At 67.2% G+C, this 26282-nt stretch carries 25 protein-coding genes; 4 read left to right on the top strand and 21 right to left on the bottom strand.

What is annotated here, in order from left to right:
• Nucleotides 1-4 precede the first annotated feature (4 nt).
• The 14 genes from lepA to L1081_RS13595 form a co-directional block, all read right to left on the bottom strand.
• Entirely contained in the window at nucleotides 5-1816 is a 1812-nt protein-coding gene (gene lepA, locus L1081_RS13530) for a translation elongation factor 4 (RefSeq protein ID WP_319430660.1), read from the bottom strand.
• Nucleotides 1817-2338: 522 nt separating this feature from the next.
• Nucleotides 2339-3829 (bottom strand): Do family serine endopeptidase, encoded by a 1491-nt coding sequence (locus L1081_RS13535; RefSeq protein WP_489412670.1) that lies wholly within the window; start codon nucleotides 3827-3829, stop codon nucleotides 2339-2341.
• 99 nt (nucleotides 3830-3928) lie between these two features.
• Entirely contained in the window at nucleotides 3929-4999 is a 1071-nt protein-coding gene (locus tag L1081_RS13540) for a MucB/RseB C-terminal domain-containing protein (protein ID WP_489412671.1), read from the bottom strand.
• A gap of 20 nt (nucleotides 5000-5019) precedes the next feature.
• Nucleotides 5020-5673 carry an RseA family anti-sigma factor gene (locus L1081_RS13545; protein WP_489412672.1) on the bottom strand — a complete coding sequence of 218 codons (654 nt, stop codon included), beginning with the start codon at nucleotides 5671-5673 and terminating at the stop codon, nucleotides 5020-5022.
• Nucleotides 5674-5702: 29 nt separating this feature from the next.
• A complete protein-coding gene (rpoE, locus tag L1081_RS13550; RefSeq protein WP_012746540.1) occupies nucleotides 5703-6377 on the bottom strand; it encodes an RNA polymerase sigma factor RpoE in 675 nt (224 codons plus the stop codon).
• Between the two features lie 9 nt (nucleotides 6378-6386).
• Nucleotides 6387-6869: a hypothetical protein gene (locus L1081_RS13555; protein WP_489412673.1), complete on the bottom strand. Its 483-nt coding sequence runs from the start codon at nucleotides 6867-6869 to the stop codon at nucleotides 6387-6389.
• Nucleotides 6870-6882: 13 nt separating this feature from the next.
• Complete coding sequence (gene fabF, locus L1081_RS13560; RefSeq protein WP_319430652.1) at nucleotides 6883-8127, bottom strand: beta-ketoacyl-ACP synthase II; 1245 nt, start codon at nucleotides 8125-8127, stop codon at nucleotides 6883-6885.
• 99 nt (nucleotides 8128-8226) lie between these two features.
• Nucleotides 8227-8466 carry an acyl carrier protein gene (gene acpP / locus L1081_RS13565; RefSeq protein ID WP_007830471.1) on the bottom strand — a complete coding sequence of 80 codons (240 nt, stop codon included), beginning with the start codon at nucleotides 8464-8466 and terminating at the stop codon, nucleotides 8227-8229.
• A 99-nt stretch (nucleotides 8467-8565) separates the two neighbouring features.
• Nucleotides 8566-9309 (bottom strand): 3-oxoacyl-ACP reductase FabG, encoded by a 744-nt coding sequence (fabG, locus tag L1081_RS13570; RefSeq protein ID WP_145741438.1) that lies wholly within the window; start codon nucleotides 9307-9309, stop codon nucleotides 8566-8568.
• Between the two features lie 26 nt (nucleotides 9310-9335).
• Nucleotides 9336-10289: an ACP S-malonyltransferase gene (gene fabD / locus L1081_RS13575; RefSeq protein WP_489412674.1), complete on the bottom strand. Its 954-nt coding sequence runs from the start codon at nucleotides 10287-10289 to the stop codon at nucleotides 9336-9338.
• 52 nt (nucleotides 10290-10341) lie between these two features.
• Entirely contained in the window at nucleotides 10342-11319 is a 978-nt protein-coding gene (locus tag L1081_RS13580; RefSeq protein ID WP_489412675.1) for a beta-ketoacyl-ACP synthase 3, read from the bottom strand.
• The gene (gene plsX / locus L1081_RS13585) at nucleotides 11319-12416 is read right to left on the bottom strand and encodes a phosphate acyltransferase PlsX (RefSeq protein WP_405547132.1); all 1098 of its coding nucleotides are present in this window, start codon (nucleotides 12414-12416) and stop codon (nucleotides 11319-11321) included. The genes L1081_RS13580 and plsX overlap by 1 nt, the downstream gene beginning before the upstream one ends.
• Nucleotides 12417-12477: 61 nt before the next feature.
• Nucleotides 12478-12660 (bottom strand): 50S ribosomal protein L32, encoded by a 183-nt coding sequence (gene rpmF / locus L1081_RS13590; RefSeq protein WP_007830466.1) that lies wholly within the window; start codon nucleotides 12658-12660, stop codon nucleotides 12478-12480.
• Between the two features lie 146 nt (nucleotides 12661-12806).
• Nucleotides 12807-13364 carry a YceD family protein gene (locus tag L1081_RS13595; protein ID WP_489412676.1) on the bottom strand — a complete coding sequence of 186 codons (558 nt, stop codon included), beginning with the start codon at nucleotides 13362-13364 and terminating at the stop codon, nucleotides 12807-12809.
• Nucleotides 13365-13447: 83 nt separating this feature from the next.
• Between L1081_RS13595 and L1081_RS13600 the strand changes: the two genes are divergently transcribed.
• From L1081_RS13600 to L1081_RS13610, 3 genes are read left to right on the top strand one after another with little or no spacing between them, the layout of a single operon-like run.
• Nucleotides 13448-14029 (top strand): Maf family nucleotide pyrophosphatase, encoded by a 582-nt coding sequence (locus tag L1081_RS13600; protein ID WP_489412677.1) that lies wholly within the window; start codon nucleotides 13448-13450, stop codon nucleotides 14027-14029.
• A complete protein-coding gene (locus L1081_RS13605) occupies nucleotides 14026-14790 on the top strand; it encodes an SAM-dependent methyltransferase (RefSeq protein WP_489412678.1) in 765 nt (254 codons plus the stop codon). The genes L1081_RS13600 and L1081_RS13605 overlap by 4 nt, the downstream gene beginning before the upstream one ends.
• 2 nt (nucleotides 14791-14792) lie before the next feature.
• Nucleotides 14793-15947, top strand: a complete 1155-nt coding sequence (locus tag L1081_RS13610) for an MFS transporter (protein ID WP_489412679.1) — start codon at nucleotides 14793-14795, stop codon at nucleotides 15945-15947.
• A 19-nt stretch (nucleotides 15948-15966) separates the two neighbouring features.
• Here L1081_RS13610 and L1081_RS13615 read toward each other — a convergent pair whose 3' ends face one another.
• Genes L1081_RS13615 through L1081_RS13630 form a run of 4 tightly spaced genes read right to left on the bottom strand, consistent with a single transcriptional unit; the run spans nucleotide 15967 to nucleotide 19171 of the window.
• Entirely contained in the window at nucleotides 15967-17010 is a 1044-nt protein-coding gene (locus L1081_RS13615; RefSeq protein ID WP_489412680.1) for a S49 family peptidase, read from the bottom strand.
• A 2-nt stretch (nucleotides 17011-17012) separates the two neighbouring features.
• Entirely contained in the window at nucleotides 17013-17384 is a 372-nt protein-coding gene (locus tag L1081_RS13620; RefSeq protein ID WP_489412681.1) for a Rieske 2Fe-2S domain-containing protein, read from the bottom strand.
• Between the two features lie 10 nt (nucleotides 17385-17394).
• Nucleotides 17395-18066: an HAD family hydrolase gene (locus L1081_RS13625; protein ID WP_018903243.1), complete on the bottom strand. Its 672-nt coding sequence runs from the start codon at nucleotides 18064-18066 to the stop codon at nucleotides 17395-17397.
• Nucleotides 18059-19171 carry an RluA family pseudouridine synthase gene (locus tag L1081_RS13630; protein ID WP_489412682.1) on the bottom strand — a complete coding sequence of 371 codons (1113 nt, stop codon included), beginning with the start codon at nucleotides 19169-19171 and terminating at the stop codon, nucleotides 18059-18061. Before L1081_RS13630 ends, L1081_RS13625 begins: the two co-directional genes overlap by 8 nt.
• Before the next feature lie 559 nt (nucleotides 19172-19730).
• Between L1081_RS13630 and L1081_RS13635 the strand changes: the two genes are divergently transcribed.
• Nucleotides 19731-22925, top strand: coding sequence for an Rne/Rng family ribonuclease (locus tag L1081_RS13635; protein WP_489412683.1), 3195 nt, complete (start codon nucleotides 19731-19733; stop codon nucleotides 22923-22925).
• Between the two features lie 117 nt (nucleotides 22926-23042).
• On the opposite strand, the gene L1081_RS13640 is transcribed toward L1081_RS13635, so the two are convergent.
• The 3 genes from L1081_RS13640 to L1081_RS13650 form a co-directional block, all read right to left on the bottom strand.
• Entirely contained in the window at nucleotides 23043-24326 is a 1284-nt protein-coding gene (locus tag L1081_RS13640) for a heme biosynthesis HemY N-terminal domain-containing protein (protein WP_489412684.1), read from the bottom strand.
• An 89-nt stretch (nucleotides 24327-24415) separates the two neighbouring features.
• On the bottom strand, nucleotides 24416-25507 hold the full coding sequence (locus L1081_RS13645; RefSeq protein WP_489412685.1) for a uroporphyrinogen-III C-methyltransferase: 1092 nt from the start codon (nucleotides 25505-25507) through the stop codon (nucleotides 24416-24418).
• A complete protein-coding gene (locus tag L1081_RS13650; protein WP_489412686.1) occupies nucleotides 25504-26277 on the bottom strand; it encodes a uroporphyrinogen-III synthase in 774 nt (257 codons plus the stop codon). Before L1081_RS13650 ends, L1081_RS13645 begins: the two co-directional genes overlap by 4 nt.
• Nucleotides 26278-26282 lie beyond the last annotated feature (5 nt).

Genomic DNA, 26282 nt, shown 5'->3' on the forward strand with positions numbered 1-26282 from the left:
GAGATCAGTCTTCGACTTGCAGAATCGCGAGGAAGGCCTCTTGCGGGACCTCGACGGAGCCGATCTGCTTCATTCTTTTCTTGCCCGCTTTCTGCTTCTCGAGCAGTTTCTTCTTTCGGGTGATGTCGCCGCCGTAGCACTTGGCAAGAACGTTCTTGCGCAGCGCCTTGATTGTCTCACGCGCAATGATGTTGACCCCGATGGCGGCCTGGATGGCAACGTCGAACATCTGGCGCGAAATGATCTCGCGCATCTTCGAGACCACCGCCCGGCCGCGGTACTGCGACTGGCTGCGGTGCACGATGATCGACAGCGCATCGACCTTCTCGCCGTTCAGCAGGATGTCGACCTTGACCACGTCGGAGGCGCGATATTCCTTGAACTCGTAGTCCATCGAGGCATAGCCGCGGCTGACCGACTTCAGCTTGTCGAAGAAGTCGAGCACGATTTCGCCGAGCGGCATCTCATAGGTCAGCATGACCTGGCGGCCGTGGTAGGCCATGTTCATCTGCACGCCGCGCTTCTGGTTGGCCAGCGTCATCACCGCACCGACGTATTCCTGCGGCATGTAGAGGTGCACGGTGACGATCGGCTCGCGGATCTCGCTCATCTTGCCGACGTCGGGCATCTTGGACGGGTTCTCTACCATGATGACTTCGCCGTCGTTGCGCACCACCTGGTAGACCACGCTCGGCGCGGTCGTGATCAGGTCCTGGTCGAACTCGCGCTCCAGGCGCTCCTGCACGATCTCCATGTGCAGCAGGCCGAGAAAGCCGCAGCGGAAGCCGAAGCCCAGCGCCTGGCTCACCTCGGGCTCGTAGCGCAGCGACGAATCGTTGAGCTTGAGCTTTTCGAGCGCGTCGCGCAGCGAGTCGTACTCGCTGGCTTCGGTCGGATAGAGGCCGGCAAACACCTGCGGCTGGATTTCCTTGAAGCCCGGCAGCGCCTCGGTGGCGGTGGCGGCCGCGCCACCCGTGCCTGGCTTGATCAGCGTCACGGTGTCGCCAACCTTGGCGGCCTGCAACTCCTTGATGCCCGCGATGATGTAGCCCACCTCGCCGGCCTCGAGCGACGCGCGCGGTTCGTTGGCCGGCGTGAAGACGCCGATGTTGTCGGCGTTGTACATGGCGCCGGACGCCATCATCTTGATGCGCTCGCCCTTCACCAGGCGGCCGTCCACCACGCGCACCAGCATGACCACGCCCACGTAGGGATCGAACCAACTGTCGACGATCATCGCGCGCAGCGGGCCGTCGGGATTGCCGCGCGGCGCAGGCATCTTGTGCACGACGGCTTCGAGGATCTCGTCGATGCCGAGACCGGTCTTGGCGGAACACGGAATCGCATCGGTCGCATCGATGCCGATCACGTCTTCGATTTCGCTGCGTGCGTTGTCGGGGTCCGCGTTGGGCAGATCCATCTTGTTGAGCACCGGCACCACTTCGACACCGAGGTCGAGCGCGGTGTAGCAGTTGGCCACGGTCTGCGCTTCGACGCCTTGCGATGCATCGACGACGAGCAGCGCGCCTTCGCACGCCGACAGCGAGCGGCTCACTTCATACGAGAAGTCGACGTGGCCCGGCGTGTCGATCAGATTGAGGTTGTAGACCTGCCCATCGAGCGCCTTGTAGTGCAGCGCGGCGGTCTGCGCCTTGATGGTTATCCCACGCTCTTTTTCGATGTCCATCGAGTCGAGCACCTGCGCTTCCATCTCGCGTTCCGCGAGGCCGCCGCAACGCTGGATCAAACGGTCCGCGAGCGTCGACTTGCCGTGATCGATGTGCGCAATGATCGAAAAATTTCTGATGTGATTCATCAACGGGAACGCTTAAGTACTTGAATTGGCTCGTGCGCAGAGTGCGACAGGCAAGAAAAAAGGGCGCGTCTTCTGGAGACGCGCCCTGAACCAACAAGCAATGGCAACTGCAGTAGTTGGAACTTCATTGTAGGCAAAAAGGGAGGCACGTACATCCGGGGACAGGGTCAAAACGGGTCGTTGCAGGTCCACAACATCAAAGATATAAACAACTTATCCACAAGATCGGTGGAGCACTCCATGAACAACTTGTGGGCGATCTGTGGAGCGCCGGTGGACTGCTGTCTGACATCTCGCATGGTGGAGGAAAGCTCTCCCCTTATGCGCGGACCCGCCGCCCAATGGCTTCTATTCTACCGAAAATCGTCCTAAGCCTCTTTATAAGTTAGTGAACACAAACAAAACTGACCCGCTTTCGGCTCGGAATTTTTTTTGAAACCGGGCGCTCCAGCGTCGCAAACACCTCAAAAAATAGGCCCCAAACCCGAGTGACGGGTGGGGCCACTTGACGGAAAGGCCGGATCAGCGTGCGGGGCGGATCAGGGCGTACTGGGCCCATTCGCCGCGGCGGAACAGCACGCTCAGGGGCTTGCCCTTGTCGGCCTTGGCGACCGCGGACTCGAATTCCTTGACGCTCGAGACCTCGATGTTGCCCACGGCAAGGATCACGTCTCCTTCGCGCAGGCCGGCCCTTGCGGCCGCATCGCTTGCCGCCTCGATGCGCACGCCGCCGCGCATCTTGAGTTCTTTCTTCTGGGCCTCGGTCAGGTCGCTGACCATCAGGCCGAGCGCCTTGCCGGCCGCCGACGGCTTGGCCTGCGGCTCCTCGCGCTCGGGCTGGCGCTTGCCGGACGGCTTGGCTTCCGGATCGCCCTCGGCCACGGTGACCGAGAGCTCGCGCGTGCTGCCGTTGCGGAACACCGTCAGCGTGTTCTTGGCGCCGGGCTTGGTGCTGGCCACCGAGCGCGACAGGTCGCTGGGCGTCTCGATGGCCTTGTCGCCGTACTTGGTGATGATGTCGCCCTCGCGCACGCCGGCCTTGTCTGCCGCCGAACCCGGCACCACGCTGCTCACGAGCGCACCGCGCGCCTTGCCGAGCCCGATGGATTCGGCCACGTCCTTGGAGACCGAGCCGATGGTCACGCCGATCAGCCCGCGCGATACGCGGCCGGTGGCGCGCAGCTGGTCGCTGACGCGGATTGCCTCGTCGATCGGGATCGAGAACGAAATGCCCATGTAGCCGCCCGAACGCGAATAGATCTGGCTGTTGATGCCCACCACTTCGCCGCGCAGGTTGATCAGCGGGCCACCCGAGTTGCCGGGATTGATGGCCACGTCGGTCTGGATCAGGGGCACCAGGTCGCCGGTGTCGCGCTGCTTCGCGCTCACGATGCCGGCGGTCACGGTGTTCTCCAGGCCGAAGGGCGAACCGATGGCCATGACCCATTCGCCAACCCGCAGCTTGGAGATGTCGCCGACCTTCACCACCGGCAGGCTGGTTGCCTCGATCTTGACCACGGCGACGTCGCTGCGCTTGTCGGCACCGATCAGCTTGGCCTTGAACTCGCGCTTGTCGGTCAGCGTGACGAGGATTTCGGACGCATCCTCGATGACGTGGGCATTGGTCATGACATAGCCGTCGGCGGACAGGATGAAGCCCGAGCCCACACCGCGCGGACGCTCTTCCTCCTGCGGCTGCTGCGGCCGGTTCGGGCGCGGGCCCGGACGCGGGTTGCCGGGCAGCGGCTGCCCGAAGAAGCGCCGGAAGAATTCCTGCATTTCCTCGTCCATTTCGCCGCTGCCGCCGCCCGAGGTCACTTTCTCGACGGTGCGGATACCAACCACGGCCGGGCCGACCTGCTCCACCAGATCGGCGAAATCGGGCAATCCGCGCGCCTGCGGCGTCTGCGCCATGGCCGGCGCGGCCGGCAGGAAACCCACGGCTGCCGAACAGGCCATGCCGAATGCGAAGAGATAGGAACGAAGCTTGTGTCCCTCGACTTTGAACATCATCGGTTTTCTTTCAAAAGAACAGAGCGGCCAAAAGAAGAAGAGCTATTGAGTCGGTGATACAGACTTGGTTCAGCGCGATCTCCCGCGCAGGCAAGCGGATCAGCGCGTGCGCGCGAGGCTTTGTGCGAACGCGTTGAGCGTCTGCTGCGGCACCTCGCCCACGGCAGTCAGCCACCAGTCGCTCGCCGGCTCGGGCAATCGCCGGCGAATGGCGTTGGTTGCTCCGATTGTCAACACTCCATCACGGGGCGCACGCTTTTCATCGTACCGCTCGATGAAAAGCGACACCGAGGCCAGGCCATCGGAGAAGGTCCACTGGACGGTGCGGTCCTGCCCCGCCTTGTTGTCGCTGCCGGCCGGACGTCGGTAGAAGCTGCGCGGCTTGAAACCGGCCACCGGCGCCTTGAGCACCCAGCCTTCGTCCTGTGCGCTGGTGCGTTCGAGCTCCAGCTTCTCGACGCGATAGCCGCTGGTGTTGGTCATCATCTGCGCGAGCGCCTGCGCCTTGATCGGTGCGTCGAGCTGCAACTCGGAAAACGCCGATTGCTCCACCACGCGGGATTCGGCGTCCACGGTCTGCAGCTTCACCACGAGGCCGGAGCGGCGCTCGCTCCAGATGCGATAGCCGAAGCGCAGTCCATCGTGCGGCACCAGCTGCACCACGTCGGCGTCGAAGCCCGCCACGCGGTCCTTGCCGATGGCGCGAACGTCGTAGAAATCGCCGATCGACGAATCGGGCTTGTCGGGCAGATTGGGAAACAGGTCGAGGTTCTCGCGCTTCTCGACCTTCACGACCTTCGCCTCGGGCAGGAAGGTCATCACATGGTGGTTGCGCCTGAACGTGGAACGCGGCGGCCCCGACAGGGCCTCGATGCGCTCGATCTGCAGGTCGCCGTCGCGCACATGCCAGATGCGCGCGCTCGACAGGTCGCCACCCGCGGCCGAAACCACGAAGGTGCCGACGTAATTGCGCTGCCGGGCCCCCGTGTGCATGCGCTGCAGCCATTCGACGACGCCCATCGAGGGCGGTGCATCGCCCGCCTGGGCCGAGGCCGTTCCCTTGGCGTTCGCCAGCCCGGGCCGGGTCTGCGCGGCCGCGATCTGCGCAAAACAAAAAGCAGCGAACACCAGCGCGAACGCGCGTGCGGAGATCGGCATCTGAACGGTCATTGGAGAGAGACGGGCGCGGATCAGCGCGCAGGGCCTTCGAAGGTCGCGTTGCGCAGGAAACCCGAGGGCATTTGCGATGCGCCACCGGCTTGCTGGTGCGCTTCGAGCAGCTGGTCGAGCCGCGGATCGCGCAGCATGACCTGCGGGCTGCCGTTGCCGACCATCACGCGGGTTGGCGTCAGCGCGGCGGTGGGCGGAAGCTGGCTGTTGGCGGCCGCGGCGGCCAGCACCGAATTGGCCGCCGGCTGCTGCTGGGCTGCAATCTGGGCACCTGGCGACGACACGCCGATGCCGTTTCCGACCAGTGTCCAGCTGATCGCGGCAACCGCCACCAGCGACGCCGCGCCGGCCACCAGCTTCCAGCGGAACACCGGCTCGTTGGCTGCGTCTGTCCTGTGCCGCGCCGCCAGCACCGCAGGGGCCGGGGCTGGCACCAGCGCCGGCGCCGCGATGGCGGGCTCCGCGGCCAGGCGCTGCTGGAAACGGGCCAGGAATGCATTGGTGTCGCTGCAGGGCGAATGGGCGCCCGACCGCAGGATGTCGCCCACCAGGTGATAGGCGCGCCAGGCACCGCGCGCGTCTTCTTCCGCGCAGACGGTATCGATGGCCCGCGCGAAGTCCTCGCCATGCAAATGACCGTCCGCCAGTGCGGACACCTGTTCACGAACCGTCATCGTCTGATTCATTTCATTCACCTGCTTACCTACCAACGCTTGCCGGACTGGTTGTCCAGCAGCGGTTTGACCCTGGCCGAAATGGCCTCACGCGCCCGGAAAATACGCGAGCGCACCGTGCCGATAGGGCAATCCATGACCTCGGCGATCTCTTCGTAACTCATGCCCTCGATCTCTCGCAGGGTGACCGCCTGGCGCAATTCGGGCGGCAATGCTTCCATCGCCGCCTCGACCACCTGGGCGATCTCGTTTGCTGCCAAGACTGATTCGGGGGTTTCGTCGCTGATTGGTTCGTTTCCAGGGCGGTAAGTTTCATCGTCCTCGTCAGAAGACGGCCGCAGGGCGCTTTCGGAGATGGTCGGGTCGCGCTTCATGTCGACCAGCGCCTTCTTGGCGGTGTTGACTGCAATCCGATAGAGCCAGGTGTAGAACTGGGCGTCGCCGCGGAACTGATGCAGCGCGCGGTAGGCCCGGATGAAGGTTTCCTGGGCGATGTCCTCGACCAGGTCGACATCGCGCACCATGCGCCCGATCAGGCGCTCGATCCGGCGCTGGTACTTGATGACCAGCAGTTCGAAGGCCTTCTGGTCGCCTGCGACCGTGCGCTGGACCAGTTGGAGGTCGACCTCGCCCGGGCGCGGCGCCTCGGCGGACCCATCGGGCAAGCCGGAGTCCGGTGGCACTGGCGGGGGAGAAGTTGTCATCGGGGAGGTTCAGGGCGCATCGGCAGGCGCGGTTGCTCGCCACGGCTCGCCCGCAGGCGAGGCGGACGGGGCGCGCGAATATACCGCACGGCGTACATCGCGCCAGCGCTCCGGCATGGCGCGCTGTTCGATCCATATCCATCGTCCGGCGCGGCCCGGCTGGGTCAGGCGGACCAGCAGCAGCGATTGCAGGTCGAGCGCCACGGCGGCGCGCGCCGCGTGAACGGCCCGGCCGGGGTCTGCACCCGTCAGGCTCCAGCACAGGCCGTCGAAATGCAGCATGGCGGCACCGTCGCTTCGCAGCCCGAGTCCGGCCGCAACGCCGGAAAACAGGACGCTCAGAACCAGCAGCAGCTGGCGCCAGCCGACGCTATCGATCAGATAGCACGAGAGACCCGCGCAGCAGGCGCCCAGGGCCCAGGTAGCAATCAGGATCCGGGTCGCACCGCGCGAGCGCCCCACCGGATAGGTCACCGAGGGTGCGCTGTACATGGAAGAGCAAGATTCAAACGCGCTTGAACACCAGCGTGCCGTTGGTGCCGCCGAAGCCGAAGTTGTTCTTGACCGCGACATCGATCTTGAGATCGCGCGCCTGATTGGCGCAATAGTCGAGGTCGCACTCCGGGTCCTGGTTGAAGATGTTGATGGTCGGCGGGCTCTTCTGGTGATGCAGCGCGAGCACCGTGAACACCGATTCGATGCCGCCGGCACCGCCCAGCAGGTGGCCGGTCATCGACTTGGTCGAGTTCACGACCATCTTCTTCGCATGGGCGCCGAAGGTGTTCTTGATCGCGTTGGTCTCGTTCAGGTCGCCCAACGGGGTCGAGGTGCCGTGCGCGTTGAGGTACTGCACCTCGTCGGCGTTGACGCCTGCGTTGGCAAGCGCCATCGACATGGAACGGCGCGGGCCGTCGACGTTGGGCGCCGTCATGTGATACGCGTCGGCGCTCATGCCGAAGCCCGAGACCTCGGCGTAGATCTTGGCGCCGCGCGCCTTGGCATGCTCGTATTCCTCGAGCACGACCACGCCGGCGCCTTCTCCGAGCACGAAGCCGTCGCGGTCCTTGTCCCACGGACGGGACGCAGTGCGGGGATCGTCGTTGCGCGTCGAGAGTGCACGCGCCGCCGCGAAGCCGCCGATGCCCAGCGGCGAGACGGTCGACTCGGCGCCGCCCGCAACCATCACGTCGGCATCGCCGTACTCGATCATGCGGGCCGACAGGCCGATCGCATGCAAGCCGGTGGTGCAGGCCGTGACGACCGCGATGTTCGGCCCCTGGAAGCCGTACTTGATGGAGACGTGGCCCGAGATCATGTTGATGATCGAGGCCGGCACGAAGAACGGCGACACGCGGCGCGGGCCGCGATTCACGAGTTCCGCGTGCGTTTCCTCGATCATCGGCAGTCCGCCGATGCCCGAGCCGATGTTGCAGCCGATGCGCGTTGCCTCTTCAGGCGACAGCGCATCGCCGGTCTTGAGACCGCTGTCCTGCACCGCCTGGATGGCGGCGGCCATCCCGAGGTGGATGAAGCGGTCCATATGGCGCGCTTCCTTCTCGGAGATGTACTGCGTGATGTCGAAGCCCTTCACCTCGCCTGCAAACTTGCAGGCGAAGGCGCTGGCGTCGAACGATTTGATGGTGTCGATGCCCGAATTGCCGGCCAACAGGTTGGTCCAGGATTCGGCCACCGTGTTTCCGACAGGAGCGATGCAACCGAGTCCGGTCACGACGACGCGGCGTTTGGTCATGCCGGCAAACCTTTCTGGAAGCGCTGAAGACTGCGGTCGGCGCGTACGGGGCTGAAGAAGAAAAGCGCCGCCGGCCGAGACAGTTCCAGCTTGGCCCGATCAGGCCTTTTGATTCTTGGTGGCGTAGTCGACGGCGTTTTGCACCGTGGTGATCTTCTCGGCGTCTTCGTCGGGAATCTCGATGCCGAATTCGTCTTCGAGTGCCATCACCAGTTCGACCGTGTCGAGCGAGTCTGCGCCGAGGTCGGCCACGAAGGCCTTCTCGTTGGTTACTTGGGACTCTTCCACGCCGAGTTGCTCGGCGATGATTTTCTTGACACGTGCTTCGATATCGCTCATTTGGTTCCCTCTGAGGGTTGTAGGTAACAGTGGATTTTAGCCGGGCGCATTGTGGCATTTGCCGTGCGCCCGGTACGGGAAAAGATTGCGCCTTGCGGCTTACATGTGCATGCCGCCGTTGACGTGCAGTTCCTGCCCCGTCACGTAGGACGCCTGGGGCGACGCGAGGTAGGCCACTGCATGTGCGATGTCGGCCGGCTTGCCCAGGTGGCCCAGCGGGATCTGCTGCAGCAGCGCCTGCTGCTGTGCCTCGGGCAGGCTCGCCGTCATGTCGGTTTCGATGAAGCCCGGTGCCACGCAGTTGACCGTGATGTTGCGGCTGCCCAGTTCGCGGGCCAGTGCGCGGGTCATGCCCGCCACGCCGGCCTTGGCCGCCGCGTAGTTGGCCTGGCCGGCATTGCCGGAGGCGCCCACCACGCTCGTGATGCTGATGATGCGGCCGTAGCGCTGCTTCATCATCGGGCGGATCACCGCGCGCGAGAGACGGAACACGGCCTTGAGATTGGTGTCGAGCACCGCGTCCCAGTCGTCGTCCTTCATGCGCATGGCGAGCGTGTCGCGCGTGATGCCGGCGTTGTTGACCAGCACGTGGATCGCGCCGTAGGCCTTCACGATCTCGTCGATCAGCGCCTCGACCGCGACGGCGTCGTTGACGTCGAGTGCACGGCCGCGGCCATCGAAGGCGCTGAGCGCCGAAGTGATCTTGGCAGCACTGTCTTCGGTGGTGCCGGTGCCGACCACCTTGAGGCCGCGTTGCGCCAGCTCGAGCGCGATGGCCGCGCCGATGCCGCGCGATGCGCCAGTGACCAGGGCGACCTGCCCTTCGAATTTGGGAATGCTCATAAAAGAAGTGTCTGGGCCCGCGCCGTTCAGCCGGCGAGCGATTGTCGGGTGTCCGCGAGCGTCGCCGGGTCGTACACCGACGCGGCTTCCAGCTCGGGGGCGATGCGCTTGACCATGCCGGCCAGCACCTTGCCCGGCCCGCACTCGATGATGGAGGCGACACCGCGCAGTTTCAAGGCCTGCACGCTTTCGACCCAGCGAACCGGACCGGCGGCCTGGCGCACCAGGGCATCGCGGATGCGCGCGGGATCGGTCTCGACCGCCACGTCGATGTTGTTCAGCACCGGAATCTGCGGGGGAGCCAGTGCGAGGGTGGCGAGCTTTTCGCGCAGCGCCTCGGCGGCAGGCTTCATCAGGCTCGAATGGAACGGCGCCGATACCGGCAGCAGCAGCGCGCGCTTGGCGCCGCCGGCCTTGAGCAACTCGCAGGCCTTGTCGACGGCCGCCTTGCTGCCGGCGATCACGGTCTGCATCGGATCGTTGAAATTCACCGCCTCGACGATCTCGGCACTGCCTGCACCGAAGGACGCCGTGGCTTCCGCGCAGCCCGCCACCACCTTGGCGGCTTCCATGCCCAGCACCGCCGCCATGGCGCCGACGCCGACCGGCACGGCCTGCTGCATGGCTCGCGCCCGAAAGCGCACCAGCGGCGCGGCCTGCTCGAGCGTCAGTACGCCGGACGCAACCAGCGCGGAATATTCACCCAGCGAGTGCCCCGCCACCACCGAAGGGGTGGGCCCGCCTTCGGCCAGCCAGGCGCGCCAGGCGGCGACGCCGGCCACCAGCATCACCGGCTGGGTGTTGGTGGTCAGCGCCAGTTCTTCCTTCGGGCCGTTCTTGATCAGCCCGCCGATGTCTTCGCCCAGCGCTTCGGAGGCCTCGCGCAGGGTTTCGGCCACGGCCGGGTGATCGCCCCAGGCGTCGAGCATGCCGACGGCCTGGGAGCCTTGACCCGGGAAGACAAAAGCAAAGGATTTCATTTTTATCAAAAGCGTCGTGTCGCATCGCAGCCCGGAAGGGCATCGCCATGCGCTACAGATTCAATAGCACAGCGCCCCAGGTGAAGCCGCCGCCCACGCCTTCCAGCATGACGGTTTCGCCCTTCTTCACCTTGCCGGACCGCACGGCCTCGTCGAGCGCCAGCGGAATCGAGGCGGCCGAGGTGTTGCCATGCTCGTTGACGGTGACGATGAGCTTTTCGTGCGGAAGCTTCAGCTTCTTGGCCGTGCCTTCCATGATGCGGATGTTGGCCTGGTGCGGAATGAGCCAGTCGATGTCGGCCTCGGTCTTGCCCGCCTTCGCCAGCGTGGCGCGGGCGGCGTCCTCGAGCACGCGCACCGCGAGCTTGAACACGGCCTGTCCGTCCATGTGCAGCAGCGGCGTGCCCAGCACATTGCCACCGGAAACATGGCCCGGCACGCAAAGAATGCCGACGTGCTTGCCGTCCGCGTGCAGGTCGCTCGCCAGGATGCCAGGCTCCTCGCTGGCCTCGAGCACCACGGCGCCGGCGCCATCGCCGAACAGCACGCAGGTGGTGCGGTCGTTGAAATCGAGAATGCGCGAGAACACCTCGGCGCCGACGACCAGCGCGCAGCGCGCGGTACCGGTGCGGATCATGGCGTCGGCCACGGTCAGCGCATAGACGAAACCGCTGCAGACCGCCTGGACGTCGAAGGCCGGGCAGCCGGCCACGCCGAGCTTGTTCTGGAGAATGGCTGCCGACGACGGGAACACCATATCCGGCGTCGAGGTCGCGACGATGATCAGGTCGATGTCTTCCGCCTTGCGGCCCGCGGCTTCGAGTGCGTGCCTGGCGGCCTCGAGGCCGAGATCACTGCTCGTGACTTCGGGCGCCGCGAAGTGCCGCGCATGGATGCCAGTGCGCTCGACGATCCACTGATTCGAGGTTTCGATGCCGCGCGTTGCCAATTCCTTGGCAAGGTCGTCATTGGTCACCCGGCGCGGCGGCAGATAGCTGCCGGTGCCGGTGATGCGTGAATAAGAGCTCATCAAACGTGAAGGGCCGTCGCGTCGGCTGGCACCGCGGGCTCCTGCCGCGCGAGCAATGGCGCGGCGTGAGCGATACGGGCCCGCACGCGATCGAGCAGGTTGTTGCGAGCGGCATCATAAGCGCGATCCAGCGCATGGCCGAAAGCCACTTCGTCAGCCGAGCCATGGCTCTTGAAAACCAGGCCGCGCAGGCCCAGCAGCGCCGCCCCGTTGTATCGACGGTGATCAAGTCGGTTTTTAAACGCTTTTAAAACCGGATAAGCAACAATTGCCGCCGCCTTCGTGAAAATGCTCCGCGAGAATTCGACACGTATGAACTCGCCGATCATCGAGGCAACGCCCTCGCTGGCCTTCAGTGCCACGTTTCCGACAAAACCGTCACAGACGACGATATCTGTCGTGCCCTTGAAAATATCGTTACCTTCCACGTTGCCATAGAAGTTCAGATCCTTCGAGTTGGCGGCAGTACGCAGCAGTTGGCTGGCTTTTTTGATCGTTTCGCTGCCCTTGATGGCTTCTTCGCCAATATTGAGCAGGCCGACCGAGGGCGCCTCGTTACCCGTGAGTGCCGAGACGAGTGCGGAGCCGAGCACGGCGAACTGGAGCAGGTCTTCCGCGTCGCAGTCGACGTTGGCGCCCAGGTCGAGCACCGTGGTGGCGCCGCCCTTGGCGTTGGGAAGCTGCGGCGCGATGGCGGGACGATCGATGCCGTCGAGCGTCTTGAGCAGGTAGCGGGCAATGGCCATGAGTGCGCCCGTGTTGCCGGCCGAGATGGCCGCCTGGGCGGCACCATCCTTGACCTGCTGGATTGCGATGCGCATCGAAGAATCCTTCTTCTTGCGCAGGGCGATTTCCACCGGGTCGTCCATGCCCACCACTTCGCTGGCAGCGACGATGCGGGCACGCGGATGCGCGGCAAAGCCCGCCAGTGCCGCCGGGGCACCGACCAGCAGCAACGAGGCTTCGCTGTGCCGCTCGAGAAACGCGCGGCAGGCCGCAAGCGTGACGCGCGGCCCATGGTCGCCTCCCATGCAATCCACGGCGAGCGTGATTGCGGAAGGCGCAGCAGTGGATTCGGGGGAAGAAGGCGTAGCCATCAAAACAAAGGCCCGACGCTACGGCAAAAGTAGCTTCGGGCCTCGGCCTTGGGATGCGAGATCAGGCTTCGGACTTGTTCTTGAGCACCTGGCGACCACGGTAGAAACCGTTGGGGCTGATGTGGTGGCGCAGGTGCGTTTCGCCAGTGGTCGGCTCAACGGCAATGCCGGGCACGACCAGCGCATTGTGGGAACGGTGCATGCCGCGCTTGGAAGGCGACTTCTTGTTTTGCTGGACGGCCATGATGGCTCCTGGACTGTTAGGTGAGTGATTGGATGCGCTCTCTTGCGGTGGCAATCCAGGGGCATGCATGGAATGCCCTTGTCTGTCTTGCTGCTCACGGCGGCGCGCGCGAAGCCCATGATTATAGCCCAGGCGGCGGAAAAGGGCTACTTGCCCTCTCCCGGCTTGCGCGAACGCAACGCGCCGAGCACCGCGAAGGGGTTCGGCTTGGCCTCTTCGGCCGCCTGGAAGTCGTCGTCGCTGGACGAGAGCCGCACCGGGACCGGGCAGACTTCATGCACGGGCATGACCGGAATCTCCATCAGGAGCTCGTCCTCGATCAGGGCGGACAAGTCGAAGTCCCGGCTCACGACGAGCAGGTCTTCCTCGGATTCCTCGTCTTCGGCTTCCGCCGTTGCCTCGTCGGCGACGAAACGGAACCAGCGGTCGACCACCAGCGGCGTCTCGACAGGCGTCAGGCAGCGCTGGCAGGTCAGCGGCACGGTCGCTTCGGCTTCCAGATGGAGCCAGGGCACGGCCTTGCCATCGGCACCCGGGCGCTCTTCGCCGGTCGCCGTCCAGCGGACCACGGCATCGGGCGCCGGGGCCGCCAGTTCGGCGGCAAGGCGCACATAGTTAGGCACCGGGTCGGTGGCGTCCAGGTTGGCGGCAGCGGCGGCAAAGCCGGCCACGTCGAGCCGTTGGGGGGCAAATTCTCTCTTCATCCGCGCCAGTCTAGCGCGCCGGCCGCTTCACTGTCCCTCAGGCCCGCCTGAGGGTTTTGCGCGGCTCCCGCACAATCTGGCCCATGCAACGCCCTTTGATCCTCGCCTCGACCTCGCGCTACCGGCGTGAACTGCTGAGCCGCCTCCACCTGCCCTTCGATGTACAGCCGCCTGAAGTCGACGAAACGGCGCTGGACGGTGAGACGCCGCGTGAGCTGGCCGAGCGGCTGGCGCTCGAAAAGGCCCGCGCCGTGGCCGCCCGCTTTCCCGAAGCCGTGGTCATCGGCTCGGACCAGGTAGCCGATCTTGCGGGCGAGGCGCTCGGCAAGCCCGGCGACCACGCGCGCGCCACGGCCCAGCTGCGCCGGATGCGCGGCCAGACGCTCGTGTTCCAGACCGCGGTGGCCGTCGTCTGCGAGGCCACCGGCTTCGTCCAGCGCGACCTGGCGCCGGTGCGGGTCGTATTCCGCGAACTCAGCGACGCAGCCATCGAGCAGTACCTGCAGGCCGAGCAGCCGTACGACTGCGCGGGCAGCGCGAAGAGCGAAGGCCTTGGCATCGCCTTGCTGAGCGCGATCGACAGCGACGACCCGACGGCTCTCGTCGGCCTGCCCTTGATCCGCACCTGCCGGATGCTGCGCGCCGCGGGGGTCGAACTCCTGTGACGCACGGCAAGCTCTATCTCGTTCCCGCGCCGCTCGACTTCGGCTGCGACACCCAGGCGCCGCTGCAGGACGCCCTGCCCCTGGGCACGATCCAGGCCGCCGCCGGGATCACCCACTGGATCTGCGAGAACGCCAAGTCGGCCCGCGCCTATCTGAAGCGGATCGATGCTGTCGCGCCGCTGGCGGCGCCGCTGCAGGCGCAGGACATCTGCGAACTGCCGCGCGAGGTCCACAAGAAGGGTGACCACGCCGGCCAGTTCGATGCCCGGCCGTTGCTGGCCGCCGCGCTCGAAGGCCACGACATCGGCCTGCTGAGCGAAGCCGGCATGCCGGCGGTGGCTGATCCCGGCTCCTCGGTGGCGCGCGCTGCGCACGACCTGGGCATTGCCGTGGTGCCGCTCACCGGGCCCGTCTCGCTGCTGCTGGCGCTGGCGGCGAGCGGCCTCAACGGTCAGAACTTCGCCTTCGTCGGCTACCTGCCGCAGGATGCGGGCGAGCGCCAGGCGCGCATCCGCGAGCTCGAGGCCCTGGCGCTCAAGACAGGCCAGACGCAGCTGTTCATCGAAACGCCCTACCGCAACGCGGCGCTGCTTCAGGCGCTGGTGCAAACGCTGCAGCACAACACGCGGCTCGCGGTGGCGCGCGGCCTCACGCTTGCCAGCGCCCATGTGCGCAGCGAAACCGTGAAATCCTGGCGCGCCAAGGCGCAGCCGGGCACATTGGACGAACGCCTGCCGGCAGTGTTCGCGATCGGGCGTTGACGATGGTGGTGACTGCCGGCACGCGCTGGGCCTCGCGCGCGCAGTTCTTTTCGTCCGGTTTCATCTTTGCGACCTGGGGCGTCCATGTCCCAACGGTCAAGGCGCACTACGGCATCGACGAAGCGCAACTCGGGCTGGCACTGCTCGCAGCCGGCGCCGGTGCGATGTTCGGGCTGACCAGCGCCGGCCGCTGGATCGGCCACCACGGCGCCCGGCGCATGGCCGCGCTCTGCGGCTGCGTCTACGCCCTGCTGCTTGCCGGCTTGATCGCGATGCCGGGCTATCTTTTCCTTTTGGCACTGCTGGTGGCCTTCGGCCTTGTGACCAGCGTGTTCGACGTGGCCATCAACACCGAGGCGGCGCAGCTCGAGCTGCGCGGCGGCACGCCCCTGATGAGCGGTATGCACGGCATGTTCAGCCTGGGCGGCATGGCCGGCGCCGCGAGCGGCAGCGCGGCACTGGCCGCCGGGCTCGGCGCGCAGGCGCATCTGCTGTGGGTTGCTGCAGCAATGATGCTGGTCGTCGCCTTCTCCTCGATGCACATGCTGCCCAAGCCGCCCGCCGCGAGCGATGCGGCCTCGGCCGACCATCGCTTCCGGCTGCCCCGCGGCACGCTGGCGGTGCTTGGCGTGCTCGCCGCGCTAGGCCTGATTGCGGAGGGCGCCATCTACGACTGGAGCGTGCTCTACATGCAGCAGGAACTCGGCAGCCCGCAAAAGCAGGCCGCACTGGCCTACGCGAGCTTCTCCGCTGCCATGGCGGCCGCGCGCTTCGGCGGCGACGCCATGCGCGCTCGCTTCTCGCCGACTGCGCTGCTGCGCGGCAGCGGCATTCTTGCGGCGGCGGCCATGACGCTGGTGCTGCTGACCGACCTGCCCTGGCTCGCGCTGCTCGGCTTCGCGGGCGTCGGCATCGGCTTTGCGAACGTGGTGCCGATCCTGTTCGGCGCCTCGGCGCGCGTGCCCGGCGTCGAACCCGCCATCGGCATTGCCGCGGTCTCGGCCGTGGCCTACCTGGGATTCATGGCCGGCCCGGCGGTGATCGGCCTGCTTGCGCGGGCCAGTTCGCTGACGGCCGCGCTCTATGTGGTCGTGGTCTTCGCCGCGGCGCTGGCGGCCTCGGCCCGCTTCACGGGCGACGACGGCATCCGGTCCTGAGGCGCCCCTGCCGCCGTCCTCAGCGCAGCGCCGGCGTGGCGGACTGCAGCGAGCGCACGGTGGCCGCGCCCATGGCCGCGCCGAATTTCTTCGCGAGCTTCTCGGCCACGTTGTCGCGCCGGGTGTAGTCGGTGACCTCCTCGGCCTTGATGACTTCGCGCGCCACGAAGTCGACATTGCCCAGCTGGTCGGCCAGGCCGAACTCGACGGCCTGCTCGCCGCTCCAGAAAAGGCCGCTGAAAAGCCCCGGGGTGTCGAGCTTGAGCCGATCGCCGCGACCGCTCTTCACCACGTTGATGAACTGCGTGTGGATCTGGTTCAGCATGGCCTGGGCATGGGCGCGCTGCGCATCGCTCATCGGGCTGAACGGGTCGAGGAAGCCCTTGTTCTCGCCGGCCGTCAGCAGCCGGCGCTCGACGCCGACTTTTTCCATCACGCCGGTGAAGCCGAAGCCGTCCATCAGCACGCCGATGCTGCCGACGATGCTGGCCTTGTCGACGAAGATCTTGTCGGTGGCGGCGGCAATGTAGTAGGCGGCCGAGGCGCAGGTTTCCTCGACCACCGCATAGACCGGCTTCTTGTGCTTGGCCTTCAGGCGCTTGATCTCGTCGCTGATGATGCCCGCCTGTACGGGGCTTCCGCCCGGCGAATTGATCAGCAGCACGATGCCCTTGGCGCCCTCGTCCTCGAAGGCGGTCTTCATGGCTGCGATCACGAATTCTGCGCTGGCGTCACCGCCATTGGCGATCTCGCCCTTGATTTCGACCACCGCCGTGTGGGCCGTGGTCTTGGCGGCGCTCGGCGCGCTGCGCGACATCGCAAGCCAGACCAGGAAGATGAAGAAGGCGAGCCACGACAGACGCGTGAAGGTCTTCCAGCGGCGCGCCGCCTTCTGCTCGTTCAGCGAAGCGAAGGCGAGTTTCTCGAGCGTTGCGCGCTCCCATCCGGGACGCTGCGTGGGGTCTTTGGCCATGTTTCTCGGCGCGCCCTGCGAGGACGCAATGGGGGTGGCCGGCTCAAAAGGATCAAAACCTTCGGGTTCCGTGCGGTTCGGGTCGGTCATTGTCAAAAGCTCAGGGGATGGAGGTTCCAGGCAGTATGCCAGTGCACCACGCCGTCACGTTCGCTGAGGGCGATCTTCACGAGCCCGCCGCGGCATGGGCCGCCAGCGCATTCGCCCGTGTCCGGCCGGTAGACCGCGCCGTGGGTGGCGCAGAGCAGCCACTGGCCGCTGTCGTCGAAGAAGCGGTCGGGCTGGAAATCCAGTTCCATCGCCACGTGGCTGCATCGATTGAGGTAGGCATGCGGCTGCCCTTCGAAGCGCACCGCGAAGGCCCGGCAGGTTTCGCCACCATAGACCACATCGAAGGGGACGGCCCGGCTGCCCTCAACCAGGTCGACGGCATTGCACAGGGGAATGCGCTGTTCTTCGCTCATGCCGCAATTTTCAGGCGTTCTCCAGAAGCCATGCCTCCAGGCTGGCCACCGAGTGGGCAACGAACAGCGGCTTCAGTTCATCGAAGCTCTCGGGCTCGTGCGCGCCGTAGCTCACGCCCACGCTCGCGCAGCCGGCATTGAGCGCCAGCTGCAGGTCGTGCGTGGTGTCGCCGATCATCAGGGTGCGTTCGGGCGGAACCTCGAGTTCTTCCATGAGTTCGAGCAGCATGCGCGGGTGCGGCTTGCCGAAGGTTTCGTCGGCGGTGCGCGAGGCGTCGAAGCGGTCGCGCAGCGCAACCGACTTCAGCGCCTCGTTCAATCCGCGGCGCGACTTGCCCGTGGCCACCGCGAGCTTGTGGCCGCGCGCACGCAGGGCGTCGATCATCTGCAGCACGCCGTCGAACAGCACGAGGTCGTCCTGGTGCTGCAGGTAGTGGTAGCGGTAGCGCGCGCCGAGCTCGGCGTATTTTTCCTTCGGCACGTCGGGCGCGGCGCGCGCCAGGGCCTCGGCCAGCCCCAGGCCGATCACCCAGGCGGCGTCGTTCTCGCTCGGCTTGGCGCCGCCGACGTCGATTACCGCCGCCTGGATGCAGCGCACGATGAGCCGCGTGGAGTCGTAGAGCGTGCCGTCCCAATCGAAGGCGATCAGGTCGAAGCGCAGGGGTCTGGAGGAATCAGTCATTGGCCGTGGGAGTGGGATGTTGGGCGAGCGCTTCGAGCGCCTGGGGTGGCATCAAGACTTGCAGTTCGGGCGGCAGGCCGGCCTGCAGCGCCACGCGCTCACCCGTGGCAGGGTGGTTGAACTGCAATCTCCAGGCATGCAGGAACATGCGTCTGAGGCCGAGTTTTTGCAACACGCGCTGGCGATCGAAGTCGCCGTACTTGTCGTCGCCCGCAATGGCGTGGCCGGCCGATGCAAGGTGCACGCGGATCTGGTGGGTGCGGCCGGTCTTTATGGTGACCGCCAGCAGCGACAGCGGCACGGCGTCGCCCGGCAGCGTGAGCCGCGCGAGCACGCGCACCAGCGTCACGGCCCGCATGGCATCGGGATGATCCTTGGCGACCACCCGCACGCGGCGTTCGCCGGCGCCCGCACCGTCGCCCGGCAGCAGGTACTTGGCGAGCGGCGCATCGAGCACCTTCTTGTTGGCGGGCCACGCGCCCTCGACCAGCGCAAGGTAGGTCTTGCCGGTCTCGCGCTCGCGGAACTGGTCCTGCAGCGCCACGAGCGCGCTGCGCTTCTTTGCCACCAGCAGGATGCCCGAGGTCTCGCGGTCGAGCCGGTGCACCAGTTCGAGGAACTTGGCGCCCGGCCGCGCCGTGCGCAATTGTTCGATCACGCCAAAGCTCACGCCGCTGCCGCCGTGCACGGCGACGCCGGCCGGCTTGTCGATGGCCAGCACCGCGTCGTCCTCCAGCAGCACCGGGAATTCGCGCGCCGGCGCGGGCGGCGTAGCGCCCTCTTCAGCACGCGGCGATATCCGTATGGGAGGCAGCCGCAGCACGTCGCCGGCCTCGATGCGGGTCTCGGCCTGCGCCCGCCCCTTGTTGATGCGCACCTCGCCCGAGCGGATGATCCGGTAGACATGCGTCTTGGGAACGCCCTTCAGGTGGCGGAACAGGAAGTTGTCGAGCCGCTGGCCCGCGGATTCCGCATCGACGGTGATGAACTTGATGGCCGCATGCGGCGCGCCGGGCTCCGCCGCAGCCTTTTGGACTGCGGGGTCTGGAACTGCGGGATTTGGAGCGGCCGCGGGGCTTCGCTTCGCACCTATAATGTTTTTCACCAGCGCGGTCGTGTAAGTGCTTGATTAGACAGAAGTTTAGATCACTGCAGTCAAACGCCCAGGACCATGCTGTGAGGTCGATGCCGCTTTGGCGCCGAACCTGCAAACCCCGCGCAATTGCGCAAAGTGGCAGGCGTGGCGCCCAAGTCAAGCCGACACCCACGAAACACCGATACGGAATACCCAGCCTGCAGCTTCCAAGCTGCAGGCGGATCGAAGCGAGTCCCTTGTGTTGATGCTGCTGATTCAAATGTGCCTGCGCTGGCCCACCTGGCTTCTGCCAGCGGCCTCAGGCATTGGATCATCCGCACCGCGCGCCACCACTGCGCAACCAGCTATCAATAAGATAGCTGCTCAACACCGAACCTGGCTCGCGCCCATCCACGCGCCCCCACCCCGGCTGTCTTCTTGAGCTGACGCTCGAGAGGCCTGTTCGCGCCTGGCGCGGCAGTGGCAGCATCCGGGGCCAAGTGGCAATTCCCCTCGTTTCGCGGGCGTCGTCCGTGCATCGTTGGCCCGTCATGGGCCTGTAGAACGATACATATAAGGACAACGCATCATGAAGCGGATGCTGATCAATGCCACGCAGGCCGAAGAACGCCGCCTGGCCATCGTCGACGGGCAAAAGCTCCTCGACTACGAAATCGAGATCGAAGGGCGCGAACAGCGCAAGGGCAACATCTACAAAGCCGTCGTGACGCGCGTCGAGCCCTCGCTCGAAGCCTGTTTCGTCGACTACGGCGAAGACCGCCACGGCTTCCTGCCGTTCAAGGAAATCTCCAAGCAATATTTCGCCGAAGGCGTTTCCGCCAGCCAGGCACGCATCCAGGACGTCATCAAGGAAGGCCAGGAACTGACCGTCCAGGTCGAAAAAGAAGAACGCGGCAACAAGGGCGCGGCCCTCACCACCTTCATTTCGCTGGCTGGCCGCTATGTCGTGCTGATGCCCAACAACCCGCGTGGCGGCGGCGTGAGCCGGCGCATCGAGGGTGAAGACCGTGCCGACCTCAAGGAGGCGATGGACCAGCTCGAGTACCCCAAGGGCATGAGCATCATCGCGCGCACCGCCGGCATCGGCCGCTCGGCCCCTGAACTCCAGTGGGACCTGAACTACCTGCTCAAGCTGTGGACCGCCATCGACGGCGCGGCCAAGGGCGGCAAGGGCGCCTTCCTGATCTACCAGGAATCGTCGCTCGTCATCCGCGCGATCCGTGACTACTTCAATCACGACATCGGCGACATCCTGATCGACACCGACGACATCTACGAGCAGGCGCAGCAGTTCATGGCGCACGTCATGCCCGAGCATGCCGCCCGCGTGAAGCGCTACCGCGACGACGCGGCGCTGTTCAGCCGCTTCCAGATCGAGCACCAGATCGAATCGGCCTATGCACGCACCGTGCAGCTGCCCTCGGGCGGCGCCATCGTGATCGACCACACCGAGGCGCTGGTCTCGGTCGACGTGAACTCGGCCCGTGCCATCAAGGGCGGCGACATCGAGGAAACCGCCACGCGCACCAACCTCGAAGCCGCCGACGAAGTGGCCCGCCAGATGCGCCTGCGCGACCTGGGCGGCCTGATCGTCATCGACTTCATCGACATGGACGAGTCGAAGAACCGCCGCGAAGTCGAAAGCCGCCTGCGCGACGCGCTGCGGCAAGACCGCGCCCGCGTGCAGTTCGGCTCGATCAGCAAGTTCGGCCTGATGGAAATGAGCCGCCAGCGCCTGAAGCCGGCGCTCAGCGAAGGCTCGTCGATCCCCTGCCCGCGCTGCGGCGGCTCGGGCCACATCCGCGACACCGAATCGAGCGCGCTGCAGATCCTGCGCATCATTCAGGAAGAGTGCCTGAAGGACAACACGGCCGCCGTGCACGTGCAGGTGCCGGTCGAGGTGGCTTCGTTCCTGCTGAACGAAAAGCGCCCCGAGATCGCCAAGATCGAGCTCAAGCAGCGCGTCACCGTGCTGATGGTGCCCAACAAGACGCTCGAAACGCCGAACTACAAGCTCGAGCGCCTGAAGCACGACGACCCGCGCCTGGACCACATTGAAGCCAGCTACAAAATGGCCGACGAGATCGAGGACCCCACCTCGGTCACGCGCCGCTCGCAGGAGCCCACCAACAAGCAGACGCCGGTCATCAAGGGCGTGCTGCCCGATGCGCCCGCGCCCGTGGTGCCGCCCCGGCCCGAACCGGCGCGCGCGCCGGCCGCCGTGGCCCCGGCACCGGTTGCGCCGCCCGTCGTGAGCGCACCGGCACCGGCCGAGACCGGCTTCTTCGCCCGCATCAAGAGCTGGTTCGGCGGCGCGCCGGCACCGGCACCCGCACCGGCCGTGATCCCGGTCGAGCCGCCGAAGCCCACGCGCCGTGATGGCGGCCGCCCGGGCCGCGACGGCGAAGCGCGCGGCGCCCGCGATGGCGAACAGCGCCGCGGAGGCCGTGGTGGCGAAGGCCGCGGTGAAAACGGCAGCCGCTCCGGTGGCCGCGACGGCGAACGCCGCGGCGGCCGCGGTGGCGAGCGCCGCGAAGGACGCGGCAGCGAGACCCGCAGCGAAGCCGCCCAGCCGCGTGAACAACGCGAGCCCCGTGAAGCACGCGGCCCGCGCGAAGGCGAACAGCGCCGCGGTGGCCGCGGCGAGCGCCGCGAAGGCGAAGGCCGCGAAGCACGGCCGGCACCGGCCGAGCTGATCGACGGCAGCCTCGAAGCCCGGCAGTTGGCATCCGGCGCACCCGCCGGTGAGGAAGGCAATGCGCCGGCTGAACGCGCGCCGCGCGCCCGCGGTGAACGCCGGGACCGCGGTGAACGTGGCGAGCGGGCCGAGCGCGGCGAGCGCAATGGCACCGACGCACCGCGTGACGCATCCGGCGGCGACAACCTCGCCCCGCAAGACGGCGCGCAAGCCGAGCGCGCACGGCGCGGTGGCCGCGAAGAGCGCGCGCCGCGAGGCGAGCGCAACGATGGCCGCCGCGAGCGCCGCAGCGAAGGCCAGCCGCGTTTCGCCAACGGCGAAGCACCGGCCAATCTCGACGAAGCGGACATCCGCATTGCCGAAGCCGCCGAGATGGCACCCGCCAATGAAGGCGAAGCCGGCACCGGCGAGCAGCAGGCACCGCGCCGCGAAGGCGAAGAGCGCCGTGGCCGTTCGCGCGACCGCTACGGCCGCGACCGCCGCGAACGCGGTCCGCGCGACGACAGCGAAGCCAGCGTGGCCGGCGCATCGGCTGAGAACGCCGAGACCAGCGAAGCACCGGCACGCGAGCAGGCCCAGCCGCTGGCAACGGCAGAGCGCGCCGCGATGCCTGAAGAAGAAGCGCGTGAACCGAAGCCGCGAAGCTACTTCGACCGTCCCGCCGCAGCGCCCGCGCCTGCCGCAGCGCCTGCGGCGGCCGCGGTCGCCACGGTAGCCGCACCCACGGCGGCGCCTGTCGCCGTCGAGAGCAGCAGCAAGCCCGCGGCTGCGGCCAACGGCCGCGCACTGCCGAAGGTGCAGCCCTTCGAACTGCCGCTGACCGAACTCGCGCAGATCGCCGAGAGCTCGGGCCTGCAATGGGTGAACTCGGATGCCGAGCGCATTGCACAGGCCCGTGCAGCGATCGCGGCCGAGCCAAAGCCGGTGCGCGTGCCGCGAGAGCGCCCGCCCGCGATCGTGCTCGACGACGGTCCGCTGGTGCTGGTTGAAACCCGCCGCGAACTCGGCGCGATGACGCTGCCGTTCGAAAAGGCGCCGTCCTCCGACGCGCAAGGCGTGAACTGAAGAAACTCGGGCCCGAGGCCCGGGAACAATGAAGAACGGCGCCACATCGGCGCCGTTTTTTATTGGGACTGCAGAGAAGCGGCAGTGCCTGCCGCAATGCCGGCCGGCCGATGCCGCTCAAACCTTCTCGGTCTGCGCTGCGCGCTTCCACGCCTCGGCGGCCTGCTCTTCATCGCCGCGCGTTTCGGCCAGTTCGGCCAGTGCCAACCAGGCACGCCGGTAGAGCTCGGTGTCCTGCAGGCCCAGGCCGGCCTGCATCAGCAGCTGCTGGGCCTTGCCCCAGAGCTGTCGCTTCATGCAGGCCATGCCCGCGAGGTATTGCAGGTTCGGATCGCGCGGGTTGTTGCGCTGCGCCGTTTCGATGCGGGCGAGCCAATCGGCATCCACCGAGTCGAGCCCCGCCTCGAGCGCGCGCGCCATCTTGACGCGCAGCGTGTCGCCCAGGCCCCGGGGCTGCGACACCATGCGCTCCCAGGCCGGCAGCAGCCAGCCGCGCGCGAGCGACAGGTCGCCGCGCAGCGCCACCATGCGTTGGGCAGCGTGAATCGCGACCTCGGGCATTTCGCGCTCGGCGTCGTCGAGCTCGGCCCAGGCGCGAAGCAGCTGTGCCGGGTCATGCGCTCCGGACAGCAGTTCGGTGGCGAGGCCGCGCACGATGCTCTGCGCCGCGGCATCGGAAAAGGCCCGGTGCTTGGCCAGCAGGCGCGCCGTTTCCAGCGCTTCGAGCGTGCGCCCGTCCTGGCGCGCTGCCTTCAGGCGGATGCGCAGTGCGAGAGTTCGCCGCTGCACGCCTTGGGGAAGCTCCTCGAGCCGGGCCAGGGCACCTGCGGGATCGCGATCTTCGAGGGCCCAGCGCGCAGCGCGCAACTGCACGCCCTCGCGCGTTTCGGGACTGGCGAGCACGATGCGGTCGACGCTCTCGTTGAGCGCCTGCTGCAGGTGCGCATCGCGCGCGGGCCGGTCCTGCAGCGCCTGCGCGCTCTCGGCGGCCAGCAGGTGCGAGAGCACGCGAACCTGCTGGGCCTGCGGCAGGCTCGCGCCGAGCGCGGCCAGCGTTTTTTCCTGCACCAGCGCAGCCTGCGCGGCCTTGCGCGCCCGGGAGAAGCGGCCCGACAGCAGCTGTACCATGGCGTCGAGCAGAGCCGAATGCAGCATGCGTTCCTTTTGCTGCAGCCGCCATTGGCGCGCCTGGGTCGGAAGCGAGAACAACGCCGCCAGGCCGCGCAATGCAAGATGGAGCAGCACGAACGCGGCCAGCAGGATGACCAGCACCAGGTTCAGCGACAGGTCGACGCGCCAGGGCGGCCAGAACACGGTGATCGTGCCCTGGTTGTTGCCCGCGAACAGCGCCACCGCCGCCGCAACGGCGAACAGCGCGAGGAGCCAGAGTGCGGCTCTCATGTCAGGCCCCCCGCCGGGCCGCCCCAAGGGAGGCCTGCGCCTCCTCGGGGGGCAGCGAATACACGAAGTGATGAGCGTGGGGGCTCATATCAGCGCCCCGCCGCTGCCGTGGCCAGCGCGGACAGCGTCTCGTCGATGCGCGGGGGTTCGGCGGTTTTCACCAGCGCCTGCAGTTGCTGCAACTGCGTGGCGGCGGCCTGCGTGCGCCGCGATGCAGGATCGAAATAGCGGTTCAGCGATGCGGCCACCGTGGCGAGTTCGCTGCGCGCGGCGTCCACCTGCCGCGACAGCAGCGAGAGCCGCGCATTGAGCAGCTTGAGCTTGAGGTTCTCGCGCAGGAAATAGGTCTGGTCGGGTGCCAGCAGCACCGCCTCGGGACGCTCGATGCGCCCGACCCGAACCAGCGACCGCGCTTCGGCGCGTATCGTCAGCAGCACCCTCTCCCACCAGGCGGCATCGGCCGGAATGGGTTCGGGCTGCCAGGCATTGAGCCCGGAGCCGCGCGTGGCCACGGCGTTGAGCGGCGGCAGGTCGTCCACGCTGCGCATCAGCTCGTCGAGCTTTTGCAGTGCCTCACCGCTGTCGGCGCTCGCGCTGCTGCGCAGGCGGTCGGCATCGCGCTGCATGGCGCGCTGCAGCGGCGCCAGCCTGGGCTGCGCGGCGCGCGCGATGCGCAGGTCGCCGGACTTGAGGGCCGCGAGCAAGGGCTCCACGCTGCCCGTGACCTGCGCCTGCTGCAGGGCCAGGCGCACGGCCGATTCGATGTCGACCACCAGGTTCTCGTCGCGCGAGCGCGAGAGGCTTTGCATCAGTTCTTCGAGCTGCGAGCGCTGCAGCGCGACCTCGGCGACGCGGGTTTCGGTGAGTGCGGCGCGCGCCGCGGTCTCCCGCACCGTGTCGATGGCCTGGCGGGCGAGCGTGCGCGCCTCGAGCGACTGGGCCAGCGCATCGGCGCTCTGGCGCGCCAGCTGCTCCTGCATGCCGCCGACCTTCTGCCACAGCGAGATGGCCATCACGAGGGCCGCCAGCGCCACGATGGCCAGCAGGCCGAAGCCGATGCGCGAGAGCATCGTTGCGGCGGCGGCCTGCGACTCGGGCGACTGCGCCATCGCCAGCGTGGCGGGCACCGGCGCGGCGGCAGTTGGGGGGGAGAAGTCGTCGGACGGGGACGCGGCACTCATGTGAAGGATTCTATCGACGCGACCAGGGCTTCCCGCAGCGGCGGGCACACGCGCACCGAACCGAATCCCGCGGCCCGCGCGGCTTCGGCGATGCGCGCATGGGTCGCCACCGCACTTGCCGCGTGCCAGTCGGTGCCCGGCATGGCATCGCGCAGGTTGGCAATGGCCTCCGAGCTGCTGAACAGCCAGACCGCGCGTCCCGCGGCGCCGTCGAGTGCCAGTGCACGCGCCGCGGCGTCGAAGGATGGGGGCAGGCGCCGGTAGGCGACCACGGTGTCGCGCAGCCCCTGGGCGGCGTCGATCTCGTGGGCGAGCCAGTCGCGTCCGCTCGGGTTGCCGGCCGCATCGCCGCCGCGCACGATCAGCACGCGCACGCCCTGGCCGACCTGCCCTTTCACGCGCTCCCACAGGGCCTCGGAGTCGAAGCGGGCGGCGTCGGAAGGCGGTGCGTCGATGGCCTCTTTCGGCACGCCGGCACGCAAGAGAGCGCGCGCGGTGCCCGGCCCCGTGGCCCAGAAGCGCGGGCCGGCCGCGCGTTGTCCTTTTTCCGCATGCAGGAAGAAATGCTCGACCGCCGTGGCGCTCACGAACATCAGCGCTGCGTAGTCCGCAAGCCGCTTCCACGCTGCGCGCAGCGGCTCCACGTCGATGGCGGGCTCGATGACGATCAGCGGCAGCACCGCGGCATCCAGCCCGGCGGCGCGGAATTCATCCGCCCATTGCGCGGCCTCGCGCGCCGGCCGCGTGACGATGACGGGCTTGGCAGCCATCGCTC

Source organism: Variovorax sp. MSC1_012 (genome assembly GCF_023667525.1).
GTDB classification, from domain to species: domain Bacteria; phylum Pseudomonadota; class Gammaproteobacteria; order Burkholderiales; family Burkholderiaceae_C; genus Variovorax; species Variovorax beijingensis_B.